General features: G+C 63.6%; 11 protein-coding genes. 3 read left to right on the top strand and 8 right to left on the bottom strand.

Going from position 1 to position 13,787, the window contains the following annotated elements; genetic code table 11:
- Positions 1-45 precede the first annotated feature (45 nt).
- The 5 genes from NKH41_RS18240 to NKH41_RS18220 all read right to left on the bottom strand — a co-directional run bounded on the left by NKH41_RS18240 (position 46) and on the right by NKH41_RS18220 (position 7,498).
- Complete coding sequence (locus NKH41_RS18240) at positions 46-474, bottom strand: VOC family protein (RefSeq protein ID WP_352770947.1); 429 nt, start codon at positions 472-474, stop codon at positions 46-48.
- Between the two features lie 128 nt (positions 475-602).
- Positions 603-776: a hypothetical protein gene (locus tag NKH41_RS18235; RefSeq protein ID WP_023719167.1), complete on the bottom strand. Its 174-nt coding sequence runs from the start codon at positions 774-776 to the stop codon at positions 603-605.
- A gap of 103 nt (positions 777-879) precedes the next feature.
- Complete coding sequence (locus NKH41_RS18230; protein WP_352770949.1) at positions 880-2,409, bottom strand: ABC-F family ATP-binding cassette domain-containing protein; 1,530 nt, start codon at positions 2,407-2,409, stop codon at positions 880-882.
- Positions 2,410-2,841: 432 nt separating this feature from the next.
- Complete coding sequence (gene uvrB / locus NKH41_RS18225) at positions 2,842-6,132, bottom strand: excinuclease ABC subunit UvrB (RefSeq protein WP_352770951.1); 3,291 nt, start codon at positions 6,130-6,132, stop codon at positions 2,842-2,844.
- A gap of 112 nt (positions 6,133-6,244) precedes the next feature.
- Positions 6,245-7,498, bottom strand: coding sequence for a hypothetical protein (locus NKH41_RS18220; protein WP_352770953.1), 1,254 nt, complete (start codon positions 7,496-7,498; stop codon positions 6,245-6,247).
- A 144-nt stretch (positions 7,499-7,642) separates the two neighbouring features.
- Between NKH41_RS18220 and NKH41_RS18215 the strand changes: the two genes are divergently transcribed.
- Together NKH41_RS18215 and NKH41_RS18210 are read left to right on the top strand one after the other, a co-directional pair.
- Entirely contained in the window at positions 7,643-8,683 is a 1,041-nt protein-coding gene (locus tag NKH41_RS18215; RefSeq protein ID WP_352450483.1) for a CapA family protein, read from the top strand.
- Between the two features lie 61 nt (positions 8,684-8,744).
- Positions 8,745-9,716 carry a hypothetical protein gene (locus NKH41_RS18210; RefSeq protein WP_352450482.1) on the top strand — a complete coding sequence of 324 codons (972 nt, stop codon included), beginning with the start codon at positions 8,745-8,747 and terminating at the stop codon, positions 9,714-9,716.
- Positions 9,717-9,742: 26 nt separating this feature from the next.
- Here the strand turns inward: NKH41_RS18210 and NKH41_RS18205 are convergent, their stop codons facing one another.
- Positions 9,743-10,228, bottom strand: coding sequence for a YegJ family protein (locus NKH41_RS18205; RefSeq protein ID WP_352770955.1), 486 nt, complete (start codon positions 10,226-10,228; stop codon positions 9,743-9,745).
- A gap of 118 nt (positions 10,229-10,346) precedes the next feature.
- Here NKH41_RS18205 and NKH41_RS18200 point away from each other — a divergent pair, with 118 nt between their 5' ends.
- Positions 10,347-11,969: an FAD-binding oxidoreductase gene (locus NKH41_RS18200; RefSeq protein ID WP_352770957.1), complete on the top strand. Its 1,623-nt coding sequence runs from the start codon at positions 10,347-10,349 to the stop codon at positions 11,967-11,969.
- Positions 11,970-11,977: 8 nt separating this feature from the next.
- Here the strand turns inward: NKH41_RS18200 and NKH41_RS18195 are convergent, their stop codons facing one another.
- Positions 11,978-12,493 carry a hypothetical protein gene (locus tag NKH41_RS18195; RefSeq protein ID WP_352770959.1) on the bottom strand — a complete coding sequence of 172 codons (516 nt, stop codon included), beginning with the start codon at positions 12,491-12,493 and terminating at the stop codon, positions 11,978-11,980.
- A 160-nt stretch (positions 12,494-12,653) separates the two neighbouring features.
- Positions 12,654-13,784, bottom strand: coding sequence for a hypothetical protein (locus NKH41_RS18190; RefSeq protein WP_352770960.1), 1,131 nt, complete (start codon positions 13,782-13,784; stop codon positions 12,654-12,656).
- Between the last annotated feature and the right edge of the window lie 3 nt (positions 13,785-13,787).

The raw sequence follows: 13,787 nt of genomic DNA, 5'->3' as shown, positions 1-13,787 counted from the left end.
CTCTGGAGCGGGAGAGGTGATTTCAGACACAGCCTGTGTGGAATGCTAAGCTGCTTTCACCGGTGCGTTCATTGCCCATTCGACGCCGAACGGATCACGCATATTGCCCCAGCGATCACCCCAGAACATCACTTGCAACGGCACGACTTCCTCGCAGCCCGCCTCGATGGCCCGCTGCCACCAGGCGTCGATGTCGTCGCTGCCGAGATGGAGCTGCATGGTGTAGCCCTGCGGCTTCACAGCGGCCATTCCATGCTCGGGATAGAAGTCGGAAAGCATCAGGGTCGAACCGTTGATGTGGAGATGGATATGCATGGTACGGCCCTGTTCGTCCGGCGGATAGGCAAAGACCTGCTCGGCACCGAAGGCCTTTCGGTAAAATTCGGCGGCTTTGAAAGCGCCATCCAACTGAAGGTAGGGCGTCAATCCGCCAAGCACTTTGACGGCGGGCTGGGTCTGCGGCTGGTCATTCATGTCATGCTCCTCTTTGCGTCTGGTTTGCCTTTGCGAACCACAGGACGAACGGAACGGCGACGATCCTACACGGCCGATGGTTTTTTGGATTCGAAATGGCGCCTGCCGCGACGGCCAACTGCCACCTTTCAACCTTCGATGCGAATCCGCGGGCTGTTTTGCGCGTCGACGACGATTTCCGGCCAGCCAATATCTTTGCGCAGCTCGATCGGCAATGAAAGGATGGCGCGTTCGCTGCGATAGCGGGCGCGAGCCGCCGAGTAACGCGTCACGGCGTGACCTATGGATGACAGAATAGACATGATGCTTTCTCCTCGATTGGCGCCGGCATCACCGTGTCGGCAACCCAAGGACGTGGCATGCGATCATCATCCGACAGGCGCCGGAATTTTTTTCCGCAAGCCTTCAGCCGCCGGCTTCGGCAACCTCCCGGAAGAACTCCTCCGGGCTGTCGATCTCGGTCAATCGCCGTTTCTCGATCAGCCAGATGCGGTTGCCAACCGCGCGGATGAAGGAGCGGTCGTGCGAGGCAAGCAGGCAGCTCGCTTGATGTTCCAGCAATTCCGCTTCCAGTGCTTCCTGACCATCGATATCGAGATGATTGGTCGGCTCGTCGAGTAAATAGAAATTGGGATTGGCGAGCCTCAGCGCCAGCATCATCAGCCGCGCCTTCTGTCCGCCCGACAGCACGCCGATCCTGCGCTCCTGCATGTCGATGCTGACGCCGGCGCCCGCCAGCAGCGAGCGGGCGCGCTGCTCGCCGACATCGAATCTGCGCGAGAGCATCGCCAGCGGCGTGTCGTCGCCGCCGATGCCCGACAATGCCTGGTCGCTATAGCCGAGCACCGTCGACGGCGGCACCTTCAGGCTTCGCGCCGCCGTTTCCGGCTCGACGATGGCGTTCCGGATCAGGCCGATCAGCCGTGACTTGCCGACGCCGTTACGGCCGAGCAGGATGATGCGGTCGCCTTGGCAGATGTGGCGCTTGCCGGTGCTGAACAGAACCGTGCCGTCAGGTGTTCCGACCACCAAATCGTCGAGCGTGATCAGCACCTTGGCATGGCTGCCGCGATTGGCGAGCTTGATCGCGCCCGCCGATCTTTCGCGGTGTGCCGGCGCTGCCGCTTCTTCCAGACGCTCTGCCCGCTGGTTGAGCTGCTTGGTCTTGACCGTCAAAAGGTCGCTGCCGGAATTGATGCCGATATTGTTGAGCTTGGTCGCTTGCCGGCGCAGCTGTTGCGCCACCTTCATGTCGCGCTGGAACTTGCGTTCGGTCGAGGTGTCGACCTCGTCCAGCGCAAGCCTCGCCCGCGAATAGGGCAGCGAAAACACCGGCGATTGTTCGGGGCGCAGGAACAGCGTGCGGTTGGTCGTAGCATCGAGAAAAGCGCGGTCGTGGCTGGCAATCACCACCGGCACCTCCCGCGGCAGCGCCTTCAGCCAGGTCTCGATCTGGCTGATCTTGCCGAGGTCGAGATGGTTGGTCGGCTCGTCGAGAAGCAGGACGTCGGGGTCGGTGACCCAGACGCGGGCGATCAACGCCAGCCTTTGCCAGCCGCCGCTCAGCGCCTGCATTGGCCGCCCGCGCATCGGTTCTGGCACGTCAAGCGAGTCAAGAACCACATCGACGCGCCATTGTTCGCTTTCGACCTGTCCGGCCGGCAAGGCATCAGCGACCACCTGCTGGAAGCTGCGCCCGGCCAGCGCTGCCGGGACGACTTGCTCGACATAGCCGACGCGCAGGCCGCGCGTACGGGTGATGTCGCCTGATGTCGGCTCCATCTCGCCGGTCAGGCACTTCAGCAAAGTGGATTTGCCGCGCCCATTGGCGGCGACGATGCCGAGCCGGTCGCCGGTGCCGATGGTGAGGTCGAGGTTGGAAAACAGCGGCGCATTCAGGGTGACGCCGAGGGATTTGAGGCTGATCAGGGCCATTTTGATTTCTCTGGTCTTGCCGGAGCCCGGCTCAATGCACTTTGACGGTGCACGTGCCAGCCATTAGGCTCGGCATTGCGCACCACGAAGGGCAGACCAAAAAATCGAAGCGGGGAAAAACCCGGACCGTCCCTGGTCAGCCCTGCAAGCTAGCTCGCAGGGCAAAGACAGGGCCGCGCTGACGGTGGTGAGAAAATAACACGCAGCCCTCCTTTCAAGACGTTCGAGTTGTAGAAACTGGCTACACCAAGGCTAGGGCCGATGGCAAGTGGCTAGGCTCCCCCTTCTCCACTTGTGGGAGAAGGTGGCCGCGAAGCGGTCGGATGAGGGGTGCTCCAGCTTGGCACCGACGGCGATCCGTCCAGCACCCCTCAACCGTCTCGGCGCTGCGCGCCGATCCACCTTCTCCCCCAGGGGGAGAAGGGAAGCTCGCTAGCGTCCCGGGCGCCCCGTCTTGCCGGGGCGGCGCTTTTCACGGCGGGCGTCGGCCGGGTCTTCGTAGGAGCCGATACCACTGCGCTGGCGGACAATGGGTTTGGCGGAATCGTTGCGTTCCTTTGCGCCCCCCTCTGCCCTGCCGCGCATCTCCCCCACACGGGGGGAGATCGGCTGTGGTTTCGCTGGCACCTTTCCTTCGACCGGCTTTTCCGTCCGCCGCACGGTCATCTCGTCGAGCGAGTTCTTCTTGAATAGCGGCTTGGTCGGTTCGCCCGGGATGCCGAAGTCGGAGCCGTGCGCCTCTTCGGCCGACTGCTTCTTGAACAGCGAACGCGACACTGCGCCGGCCGGGGTCGGCATATCCGTGCCCGGCCCCATGGCGTCGAGCGAGGGCTTCGAAAACAGCGGCTTCTTCACCGGCACGGCGCCGTCGGCGCCCATCTCGTCGAGTGCCGGCTTGCGGAAGAGGTTGGGCCGGGCCGCCTCTTCGGCCGAACGTGCCTCGTCGAGCTTGCGGAAACGCTCCTGTTCCTCCGATGTACGGTGTTTGGCCACGCCCTTGTTGTGCTTGCCCTTTTCGCGGCCCGAGACCGGGCTTTCCATGTCGGCATACTTGGCCAGCGGGTCGTCGGAGATGGACAGCTCCATCTCGCGCAGCCGTTTGATCTCGTCGCGAATGCGGGCGGCCTTCTCGAAATCGAGGTTGGCGGCGGCGTCGCGCATCTGCTTGTCCAGGGCGTCGAGATGCGCCTTCAGATTGTTGCCCATCATCGCGCCGGCGCTGTCGGTGAACTGCGAGATATCGGCGCGGACATGATCTTTTTCGTAGACCGAGTCCAGGATGTCCGAAATGCGCGACTTGACCGATTCCGGGGTGATGCCGTTGGCCGCGTTCCACTCCATCTGCTTTTCGCGACGGCGGTTGGTCTCGGCCATTGCCCGCTCCATCGAGCCGGTGATCTGGTCGGCATAGAGGATGACCTTGCCGTCGACGTTCCTGGCGGCGCGGCCGATGGTCTGGATCAGCGAGGTCTCGGAGCGGAGAAAACCTTCCTTGTCGGCATCGAGGATGGCGACGAAACCGCATTCGGGAATGTCGAGGCCTTCGCGCAGCAGGTTGATGCCGACCAGCACGTCGAAGGCGCCGAGGCGCAGGTCGCGCAGGATCTCGATACGCTCCAGCGTGTCGATGTCTGAGTGCATGTAGCGCACACGAATGCCCTGCTCGTGCAGATACTCGGTCAGGTCCTCGGCCATGCGTTTGGTCAGCACGGTGACCAGCGTGCGGTAGCCGGCCCTGGTGGTCTCGCGGATTTCGCCCACGACATCGTCGACCTGCGTCTTGGCCGGGCGCACCTCGACCGGCGGATCGATCAGGCCGGTCGGGCGGATGACCTGTTCGGCGAAGACACCGCCGGACTGCTCCATCTCCCAACCGCCGGGCGTTGCGGAAACCGCAACGGAAAGCGGGCGCATGGCGTCCCACTCCTCGAAGCGCAGCGGCCGGTTGTCCATGCAGGACGGCAGGCGGAACCCGTACTCGGCCAGCGTCGCCTTACGGCGAAAGTCGCCGCGATACATGCCGCCGATCTGCGGTATGGTGACGTGGCTTTCGTCGACAAAGACCAAAGCGTTGTCGGGGATGTATTCGAACAAGGTCGGCGGCGGATCGCCCGGCTGGCGGCCGGTCAGATAGCGCGAGTAATTCTCGATGCCGGCGCAGGAGCCCGTCGCTTCCAGCATCTCCAGGTCGAAGCGGGTGCGCTGCTCAAGCCGCTGCGCCTCGAGCAACCGACCGGCCCGTTCGAGTTCGACCAGCCTGTGCTTGAGCTCTTCCTTGATCGACTTGATGGCCTGGTTCAAGGTCGGGCGTGGCGTCACATAGTGCGAATTGGCATAGATCTTGACGCTCTTCAGCTCGCCGGTCTTTTGGCCCGTCAGAGGGTCGAATTCGGTGATCGCCTCGATCTCGTCGCCGAACAGCGAGATGCGCCAGGCGCGGTCCTCGAGGTGGGCCGGGAAGATCTCGATCGTGTCGCCGCGCACCCGGAACGAGCCGCGGACGAAGTTGATGTCCTGGCGCTTGTATTGCTGGGCGACGAGGTCGGCGAGCAGCGCGCGCTGGTCGAGCCGGTCGCCGATCTGCATCTGGAAGGTCATCGCCGTATAGGTCTCGACCGAGCCGATACCGTAGATGCAGGACACCGAGGCGACGATGATGACGTCGTCGCGCTCGAGCAGCGAGCGCGTCGCCGAATGGCGCATGCGGTCGATCTGCTCGTTGATCGAGGATTCCTTCTCGATGTAGGTGTCGGTCCGGGGCACATAGGCCTCAGGCTGGTAATAGTCGTAGTAGCTGACGAAATACTCGACGGCGTTTTCCGGGAAGAATTTCTTGAATTCGGAATAGAGCTGCGCGGCCAACGTCTTGTTGGGCGCCAGGATCAGAGCGGGGCGCTGCGTCTCCTCGATCACCTTGGCCATGGTGAAGGTCTTGCCCGAGCCCGTGACGCCGAGCAGAACCTGGGTGCGGTCGTTGCTGTTGACGCCCTCGACGAGATCCTTGATCGCCGTCGGCTGGTCGCCGGCGGGCTCGAAATCCGAGACCATCTTGATGGCGATGCCGCCTTCGGATTTTTCCGGCCGGTCGGGACGGTGCGGCGTCCACAGCACGCCGTCCTTGTGCAGCGGATTGCCGGATTCGATCAGCGCCGACAGCGCCGCGACGGTGGCGGTGACGCCGCCCGAAGCCATGGTCTCGGCCTCTTCCAGGGAGACATCGAGGCCGGCGACAGGGTTGAGACCGGCCGCGGTGCGCTCCCGCGCCGAAGCCGCGCCGCCCATCGAGGTACCGCGTGCCGTACGGCCGGGGGAAGAGGAGCGCTCGGGGATTTTCTTGGCAGACTTGGCGCCTTCCCTCCCCCTCGAGGGGAGGGTGGCGGCGGAGCCGCCGGGTGGGGTCGGTGCGGCAGTACTCGACGTTCCTTTGCGTCCCGCGCTGCCTCCGGCGACCCCCTCTGTCGCCTTCGGCGACATCTCCCCCTCGAGGGGGGAGATTTGGCGCCCTTCCTTCTCGGCTTCCTGCTCTATCTGCTCGGCCCAGTCGGCGATCGAGCCGGTCAGCGGGGCGCCGGTGAACTCGGTCTGCGGCGCCTCGGCAAAGCCGCCCTTGTACAGGGGCTCCGAGGCATCGAGGAAATCGGTCAGCGGACTGAGCCGCTTGGGCGGTGAAGCGCGCTCGTCATTCGCCGGCGGAGGCGTTTTCTTGTCGGGGAGTCGGGCCATGGACCGAATATGGGAGGTATCGGCCAAAATGGAAAGAGCGGAGTGGCCGGTGGCGCGAGGCGCAATTTGGCTCCTGACAGCAGGCTGTCAGGAGTAGCGTCTAAGCACGCCCTCAGTTGAACCAAAGCGCGAACGTCAGAAACCCGGCGCCGCCGAATTGGCGCTGGATCTGGTCGAACTCCTCGCTGGTGAGAATCTTCCCGCGTTCTAGATAGGGCGCGATGGCCGGGCCGGTGATCGACAGCACCAGGTCGAAGGTTTTTGGCTCATCAAAGAAGCGCTTCATGTTGATGCCTTTGTCGGCGATGCGGAAATGCGGCAGCAAGGTGCGGCCTTCCAGCAGATCCTCGGCCATGGCCAAGGCAGCGAGCCAGGCCTGCACCTGCTGCTCGCCGACTTCGAGACCGGTCAGCGGGCTGGCGCCTTTCTGCTGCGGCCCGGGCAGCCATTCGCGGTCATTGTCGGTTTCGGCGCGGATGGCTTTCCAGTCCTCGCGCGACAGCCGGATCATTTCCATGAGATGGCGGCGTGCCGCTTGCCGGCGCTCAGGCTCGACCACTTGCCAGTTAATGAGATGCACCAGGGAGATGAAATCGGCGAGACGCCATTCGGACGACAGAATGCTGCCGCCCATGCCACCGTCCAGCGGAACGAGCGTGTCCTGCAGTGGCAGTTTTGCGCGCGGGAACAGCATGTGGAAGGAGCCGTCGAACGTGTTTCTGAAATCATGCGCCAGCCAGAAGTCGGCCTGCGCCATCAGGAACTCGGCATAGCCCTGCAGCCAGTAGCCGTCGGCCCGGTCGAAGCGGAAGGTGAGGGCTGGTGCGGCCGCGTCTGGCGCACCGCCGCGGCGTGACAGAGACGCCATGATCGCCGCGGCGCTTTCGTCCGGCGCGATCGTGCCGTCCTCGTTGAGGTCGATGCCGAGGCGGGTGAGGTCGATGACCATGCCGATGTCAGCGTCGGCGGGTACCGAACCCAGCGTGGCTGCGGATTTCTCCAGCCGGTCGCGGAAGGCGACGAGAATGGCGCGGAATTGTTCGTAGGTCAGCGGCTCGGGATTGGCATTGTCCGGCACCGGCAGCCGCATCAGCGGCAGCATGAAGGATTGCGGGCTGTCGAAACCGTGGCGGTGCAGGCCGCCGGCCAGTATCTCCAGCGCGGTGAAGAATTCGCCGGCGCCGGCGGCATAGGCGGCTGCCGGATCGCCCGGCGCGGCGGCTTCCAGAGCGGCAAGAGCGCTGTCGCGCTCAGTCACGGTTTTTGCCTCGAACAGGGCCGCCGGTTCGGGAGCCGCGGCGCTGGGTAACGCCAGCCGCAGGAGAAGAATGATGGCGCACGCCACCAGCCTGGAAAAACGCTTCATCGTGATCGCCCCTTTTGTCGCTCCGCAGTGGATCATACACGCATTTGGTTCGCTGCGCCTGTGGCCCTGTGGTTCACCCACAACAGTCGACGCTTCAATCAATCCGGCGGACGGTCTACACAAGGCAAAACGATTGGGCGTCGCGTGTCGAACTATCCGCTTTCCTACAAACTGTCCTGGCTGCCACGCTTCCTCCGGCCTTCGCTCGACGGCGACGCGCGCGGCTTTGCGCCTGCGGCAGCGACCCTGATCGAGCCGCCGCCGGCGCGGACGGTGCGGCTGGCTTTCGTCGGCGATATCTCGGCGGTGGCCAATCGCCGCGCGCCGGACTGCGATCCGGCGATTGCGGCACTGCTTGCCTCGGCCGATCTGGTGGTCGGCAATTGCGAAAGCCCGGTGGTGGAGCGGCCGAGCGCTGTTTTGGGCACCAGGCTTGGCACGCACCACGCGATGAGCGAGCGGTTCCTTGCCGAGGCGCTGGCCGCCGCCGGCATTTCGCGTGAAAAACTGGTGCTGTCGCTGGCCAACAACCATGTGCTCGACCAGGGTATTGCCGGCTTCGACGAGACCGTCGCCGCGCTGGAGCAATTAGGCATCCGCACGATCGGCACTGCGGCTCCGGTCGAGCGGTTTGCGGTTGGTTCGCTGACCATAGGCCTTGCCGCCTTTACCTTGTGGCGCAATACCGACGAGGCTCAGTTCGCGGGCCGAGTCTCGATGCAAGCCGATCCGACGCAATGGCCGCACGCTGCCGCTTCGGGTGTCGACCTCCTCTGCGCGGTGCCGCATTGGGATTGGGAATTCCGGCATTTTCCACGTGCGAAGACGCGGGCAATGGCGCGACTTCTGGCCGAACATGGCATCGGCCTGATCGCCGGACATCATGCCCATGTCGTGCAGCCGATCGAGCGGATCGGCAAGACACTCGTTGCCTATGGGCTCGGCGATTTCATCGGCACCGCCTTCGCGCGGCAGCCATGGCCCGGCCGCATCGGCGCCATTCTCGTCGTCGACATCAGCGACGATCCCGGCACGCGCGGGGCCATCGCCGCCTACCGGCTGCATGCCTTCATGCGGCTGCGCGCCGGCGATCACGAGCGGCTGGTCCCGGTTGAAACGCTGGCGGGAAAATCCAGGCAAAGGGTTCTAGCCCGCCTCGATGCGGTCTTCGGTGCCGTGCGCTGACGCGGTCCACCAAACCGGCTATCATGCCCAGCGCGGCCAGGCTTGTGGCGGCGGGTGGGTGATGGAAACTGCGGATTTCATGCCGAGCGAAGCGGTGATCGCCGGCCTCAGGAAGAACATCGAGGCCTATGAGGCGCAACGAGCTTCGGCCCATCGCCGGACGCGCTGGCGGGTGCCACTTTTCATCGGGCTGGTGCTGGTGTTCGTGGCGCTTGTGGCCTGGCTCTTCAACGGGGTTGCCGACCCCAACGAGCAGTGGTTCTCGACCCCGCATGTGTTCCTCTATATCGGCGGATTCCTGGCGGCGATCCTGCTCTATTTCCAGGCGATCAAGCCGGCGAGCAAATTGCAGCAGTCGTTTCGCAGCACGCTGTTGCCGATCATCTTCGGCTTCATCGAGGACATGCGGTACCGGCACAACGTCAAGCCGAATTCGTTCGACCGGTTGCCGCGCGAGACGGTTGGTCCGTTCAACCGGCAATCTTTCGATGATGTTTTTTCCGGCCGTTATGAGGGGTTTGCGTTCGAGCTTTACGAAGCAGATCTCCGGGAAGGGACGGGCAAGAGCACGACGGCGGTGTTCAAGGGCGTCATCGTCGCCTTCGAGACAATCGTGCCGTTCCCCGGCATATTGGTGGCCGCGCGCCGGACCAACAAGGCCGTCGGCTTCTTCCGCGGCATCTTCGGCAGCAAGATGCAGGAACTATCCAGCGGCATGCCGGAGCTCGATGCCGCCTACGAGTTCCGCACCGACAATATCGAGGCGGCGCGGCCGCTGGTGACCGGCCGGCTGGCGCAGGCGCTCGAATGGCTTGGCGAAACATGGCCGAAGGAACCGGCACGCGTCGCGCTCAACGGCAGCGACGGCTTTCTGCTGCTTCCGCAGACGAAGAACTTCTTCGAGCTGCCGGACATCTCTGTGCCGCTCGACTATGTCAAGCATGTTGCGCCGATCATCGCCGACATGGCCACGATCCTGGCGACCGCGGCGCTGGTGCGCAAGATTGGGGCGCAGGACGAGGAGGCGGGGTAGCGGCTAAAGCGCCTCGCGCTCGGACATTAGCAGTCGAAGCCGTAATTGTCGCGGAGATAGTCCGCGTCTTCCTTCGACATCTTCTTGAGCATCACACAGACGGTAAAGCTGCCCACCTGATGGCCGTTCTTGGTGTATCCCCAGTCCGAAATTTCGTCCCGGGTGAATTCGATCTCCTGGCCGGCGACGACGTTGTGCACTGCCTGCGGCTCGTTTGCTAAGATTCCGGCAAATCCGCTCGCCGTTCGGTGAAAGGGAATGATCCAGAAATGTTCCGTCGCGGTTCCGTCTTCGATCCTTACCTTCAATTTGAACGTGGCTGTTCCGGACGGCGGCGCCTCGGACAGGATCAGGAAGTCATCCAGGCTGGCGCGGGCCTGCTCAATCGCCGCCGCCATCTCCGGATCGTCCCTTGCCACACCGAGGACTCCCTTCTCACCGCTTTGGGCGTCGGCTGATGCCGGAGCAAACGCAAGCAACAGGGCAAGCGCGATACGGGCTGCAAGCTTCATGATGCGACTGCTTTCGACATTTTCGCCAGACAAACCGGATCATCGTTCGCCGAACGTCTGATTGGCAACTGGTTTTTGTCTCCATCAGGCGCTATTCCTGGGGCAGTGGGGTGGGGCTATGGTCGAAGAACGCAAGGGGTTTCGCCTGTCGCGGCGGCTGCTGCTGGGTACGACCGTGGTCGGCGGCGCGATGCTCTGGGGCGGCACGACCGTGGCGCGGCTGGCGCGCGGTCCGTCGGGGCAGAAGAATTCCGGGCGCATCGCCGACATTGACGGAATCGACCTGGCGCAGAAGCCGCTGGAGGGCCCGCCAGCCTACGATCCGGCGCTGCCATGGCTGACCAAGGGCGGCAACATCAACGATGCCAGCGGCCTGTCGATGACACCGGTCTACGGCGTTATCGAAGTCAGCAAGGAAGACCACATCGCGAGCGCGCTGGCCTTTGCCCGCGCCAATGGCCTGAAGGTCTCGGTCGCGGCGGTGCGCCATTCGATGGGCGGCCACGCCTTCGACGACAACGCGCTGGTCCTCGACATGCGTAAATTCAACAAGGTCAGTATCGACCCGGCTGCAAAGACGATGACCTTGCAGCCGGGCGCGCGCTGGCACGACATCCAGAACCTTTTGCACCCGCGCTTCGCGGTGAAGGCGATGCAGTCGACCGACATCTTTTCGGTCGGCGGATCGCTGTCGGTCAACGCGCATGGCATGGACCACCAGGCCGGCTCGGTCGCCGGTTCGATCCGATCGATGCGGGTGATGCTGGCGGACGGTTCGGTGACGACCTGCTCACCGGCCGAAAATACCGAGCTGTTCCGCCACGTCGTCGGCGGCTACGGCCTGTTCGGCGTGGTGCTGGAGGCGACACTCGACATCGTCGACAACGCCGTCTACCGGACCTCGCGCGAGATCATCAAATCGGACGATTTCCCGACGTTCTTCGCCGAGGTTCTGGCGCCAAACAGGGCGATCGGTCTGTTTTATGGGCATCTGTCGACTGCGCCGGGCAATTTCCTCGAGGATATGATCGTCTACCGCTATGATAAGGTCGCCGACCAGCCGCCGGCCGACCAGCCGGCAATCGGTGAACCGGGTTCGGTCGGGCTCAAGCGGGTGATCATTAACCTGGCGAAATGGGGCAGCCTGTTCCAGGAGCTGAAATGGTTCACCGAAAAGACGCTGGAGCCGCAATTCGAGAGCTGCACGGTGGCGCGGACGACGGCAATGGGCGAGGGCGAGGCCTGCCTGGTCACCCGCAACAACCCGATGCACGATTCAGTGCCCTATCTGTTCAACGATCTGCTCGACGAGACCGACATCCTGCACGAGTATTTCATCCCGCGGGCGGCCTATAACCCGTTCATCGCGGAAGCGCGCGAGATCCTGCGCAACCAGACCCTGCCGGTGCTCAACGCGTCGGTACGCATCGTCCACAAGGAGGATGTGGCGCTGAATTATGCGCCGGAGCCGGCCTATTCGCTGGTGCTCTACATCAATCAGCCGACAAACGCTGACGGCAATGCCAGGATGCGGGCGCTGACAAGGGCGCTGATCGACGTGACGATCAAGCATGGCGGGCGTTTTTTCCTGCCCTACCAGCTCCACTACACAGGCAAGGAGCTGCTTGCCTCCTATCCGGAACTGCCGTCCTTCCTGGCGAAGAAGCTGCAATACGATCCTGGCGAGCTGTTTTCGTCGATTTTTTATCGCGCCGTCAAGGCACTGATCGGCACGGCCTGAAGCGGCGGCTACAGACCGTCAGGCAGCTTCGCCGCCAGCCAGTTCGCCGAACGCCTGGCGAAGCCGATTGTTGCCGATGCGGCGCGGCCGAGATCGGTCTTGACCACGGCGTACCCGGTCTTCGTGCGATAGAGCAGGGCGCTGCCGCCATCGACCGCCGCTTCGTAGGCGACCGGCCGGACGGCTTCTGTTTCCGTCGCGGTCACTTGCGTTCCGACCGCTGCACTGGGCCGATGGCTCAGTTCCGGTGGCAGCGGGTCTGTCGCGGCCGTACTGGCCGTCGTCAATTCAGGCTCGGAAGCGGTCGCAGCGAGCTGCGATGACGAAGACGAGTTCTGTGTCCGGCAGATGCCGGAGACCAGCGGATAGTCGAAATTGCGCTCGTGCAGCATCTGGCTTTTCATCGCCGCTTCGCATTCGGCGATGGTCGACCATTTGGCGGGCGTGTCGCCGATATATTCGCAAAGCCTGGCGTCGCAATCGCAGCCGACGATGGTCATGGCGACAAGGGCGGTCTTGATCACGGTCTTGTCCCTCCGAGTTGCCTGGCACATGTGCGCAAGACAACGTGTCTACGGCATCATCAATCGTTGCGGAACAAGGCGGGATTTGGCCGCGATTGTGGAATGAGCGTGGCGGAGCATCACGCAACGTCCTGCCGAGGCCGGCTGTGACCGAAAGGCCTCAGTAATCGTAGACATGCTCGAGCCTGGCGCCCGCCGTCATCAGCGCCGGCAGCACGATGTGCAGCTTGCGCACGGCGACGGTCAGGCCGGTGCGGCGCGTCGAAGGTTCCGCCGGAAGCGGGTAGCTGAACAAGGTGCGTGCACCTTCGGGAACATTGATCTCGTCATTGGAAAGCATGGTGACCATGATCTCGTCATTGCCGCCGATCTCGACGAAGGAGACGCCCTTGCCGATCAGGCGCGGGATCATGTCGGTGAACACCTGATAGCGTCTGGTGACGAAGATCGCGCCGTCGGCGCCGAGATCGCGCTCCAGCAAGGTGTCGGGTTCGTTGCGCGTCATCTCGCCGACCGGACCCTTGGCCCAGACGTGAATGTCGAGCAAGGCGGGATCGGTGGTGGCGGCGAGCGCCGACTTGATCAGATCGGCATAGCCCTGCTTGATCGTGTCGGCGAGGCCGAAGGCGAGCTTGCGTTCGCTGGTGCGGACGGCGCTGTCGTCCGCTGCCGGCTGGACGGCAAACAGGCCGGCACGCTTTTCGGCATAGGGAAACTGGTACCACGGCACCTGGTCGAGAAAACCGGCATAATCGGCCGCCACCTTGGCCTGGTAGATGTCGACGGCGGTGCGCTTGCCGGCTGTCGCTTCGGTGACGCGGCCGATCGTATTTTCATAGGCCCACTGGATGGCGTGCTCGATCGTGTGGCTGGTGCCGATGACCACCAGCATCTGGTGGTTGTCGAGGTTGAACTTGTAGGTGGAGCTGGCGCGGATGACCATCGCATAGTCCTGCCAGAAGCGGCCGATATAGGAGAGATAGGGAAAACCGCTCGGCTGGTTCTTGTCGACGAAGCCGGCATATTCGCGGGCGGCGTAGACGATGGCCCATTCCGGATAGGTAAGAAAGGTCGATTCCTCCGGCCGCTGGTAGCCGGGGATCTCGGCACGGACCTTGTCGGCCAGCGCCTTTGGCGGGGCACCCTCGGCGACGCCCGGCAATGGCGTTGTGTCCAGCGACGGCGTCGTGAGAAAGCCGTAGGCCAGCCCGGCGGTCGGGATCAACACGACAATGACGACGAGCCAGAGGATCGCCTTGATGATGCGCTTCAGCCAGCGGAACAGGAACATGGC

The organism is Mesorhizobium sp. M1169, assembly GCF_040318345.1.
Classification (GTDB): domain Bacteria; phylum Pseudomonadota; class Alphaproteobacteria; order Rhizobiales; family Rhizobiaceae; genus Mesorhizobium.
This window is presented reverse-complemented; position numbering and strand designations above follow the sequence as displayed.

Bases quoted from the DNA above. Each gene is read 5' to 3' on its own strand.
- NKH41_RS18240 (WP_352770947.1), bottom strand. From the start codon at position 474: ATGAATGACCAGCCGCAGACCCAGCCCGCCGTCAAAGTGCTTGGCGGA.
- NKH41_RS18235 (WP_023719167.1), bottom strand. From the start codon at position 776: ATGTCTATTCTGTCATCCATAGGTCACGCCGTGACGCGTTACTCGGCG.
- NKH41_RS18230 (WP_352770949.1), bottom strand. From the start codon at position 2,409: ATGGCCCTGATCAGCCTCAAATCCCTCGGCGTCACCCTGAATGCGCCG.
- uvrB (WP_352770951.1), bottom strand. From the start codon at position 6,132: ATGGCCCGACTCCCCGACAAGAAAACGCCTCCGCCGGCGAATGACGAG.
- NKH41_RS18220 (WP_352770953.1), bottom strand. From the start codon at position 7,498: ATGAAGCGTTTTTCCAGGCTGGTGGCGTGCGCCATCATTCTTCTCCTG.
- NKH41_RS18210 (WP_352450482.1), top strand. From the start codon at position 8,745: ATGGAAACTGCGGATTTCATGCCGAGCGAAGCGGTGATCGCCGGCCTC.
- NKH41_RS18205 (WP_352770955.1), bottom strand. From the start codon at position 10,228: ATGAAGCTTGCAGCCCGTATCGCGCTTGCCCTGTTGCTTGCGTTTGCT.
- NKH41_RS18200 (WP_352770957.1), top strand. From the start codon at position 10,347: ATGGTCGAAGAACGCAAGGGGTTTCGCCTGTCGCGGCGGCTGCTGCTG.
- NKH41_RS18190 (WP_352770960.1), bottom strand. From the start codon at position 13,784: ATGTTCCTGTTCCGCTGGCTGAAGCGCATCATCAAGGCGATCCTCTGG.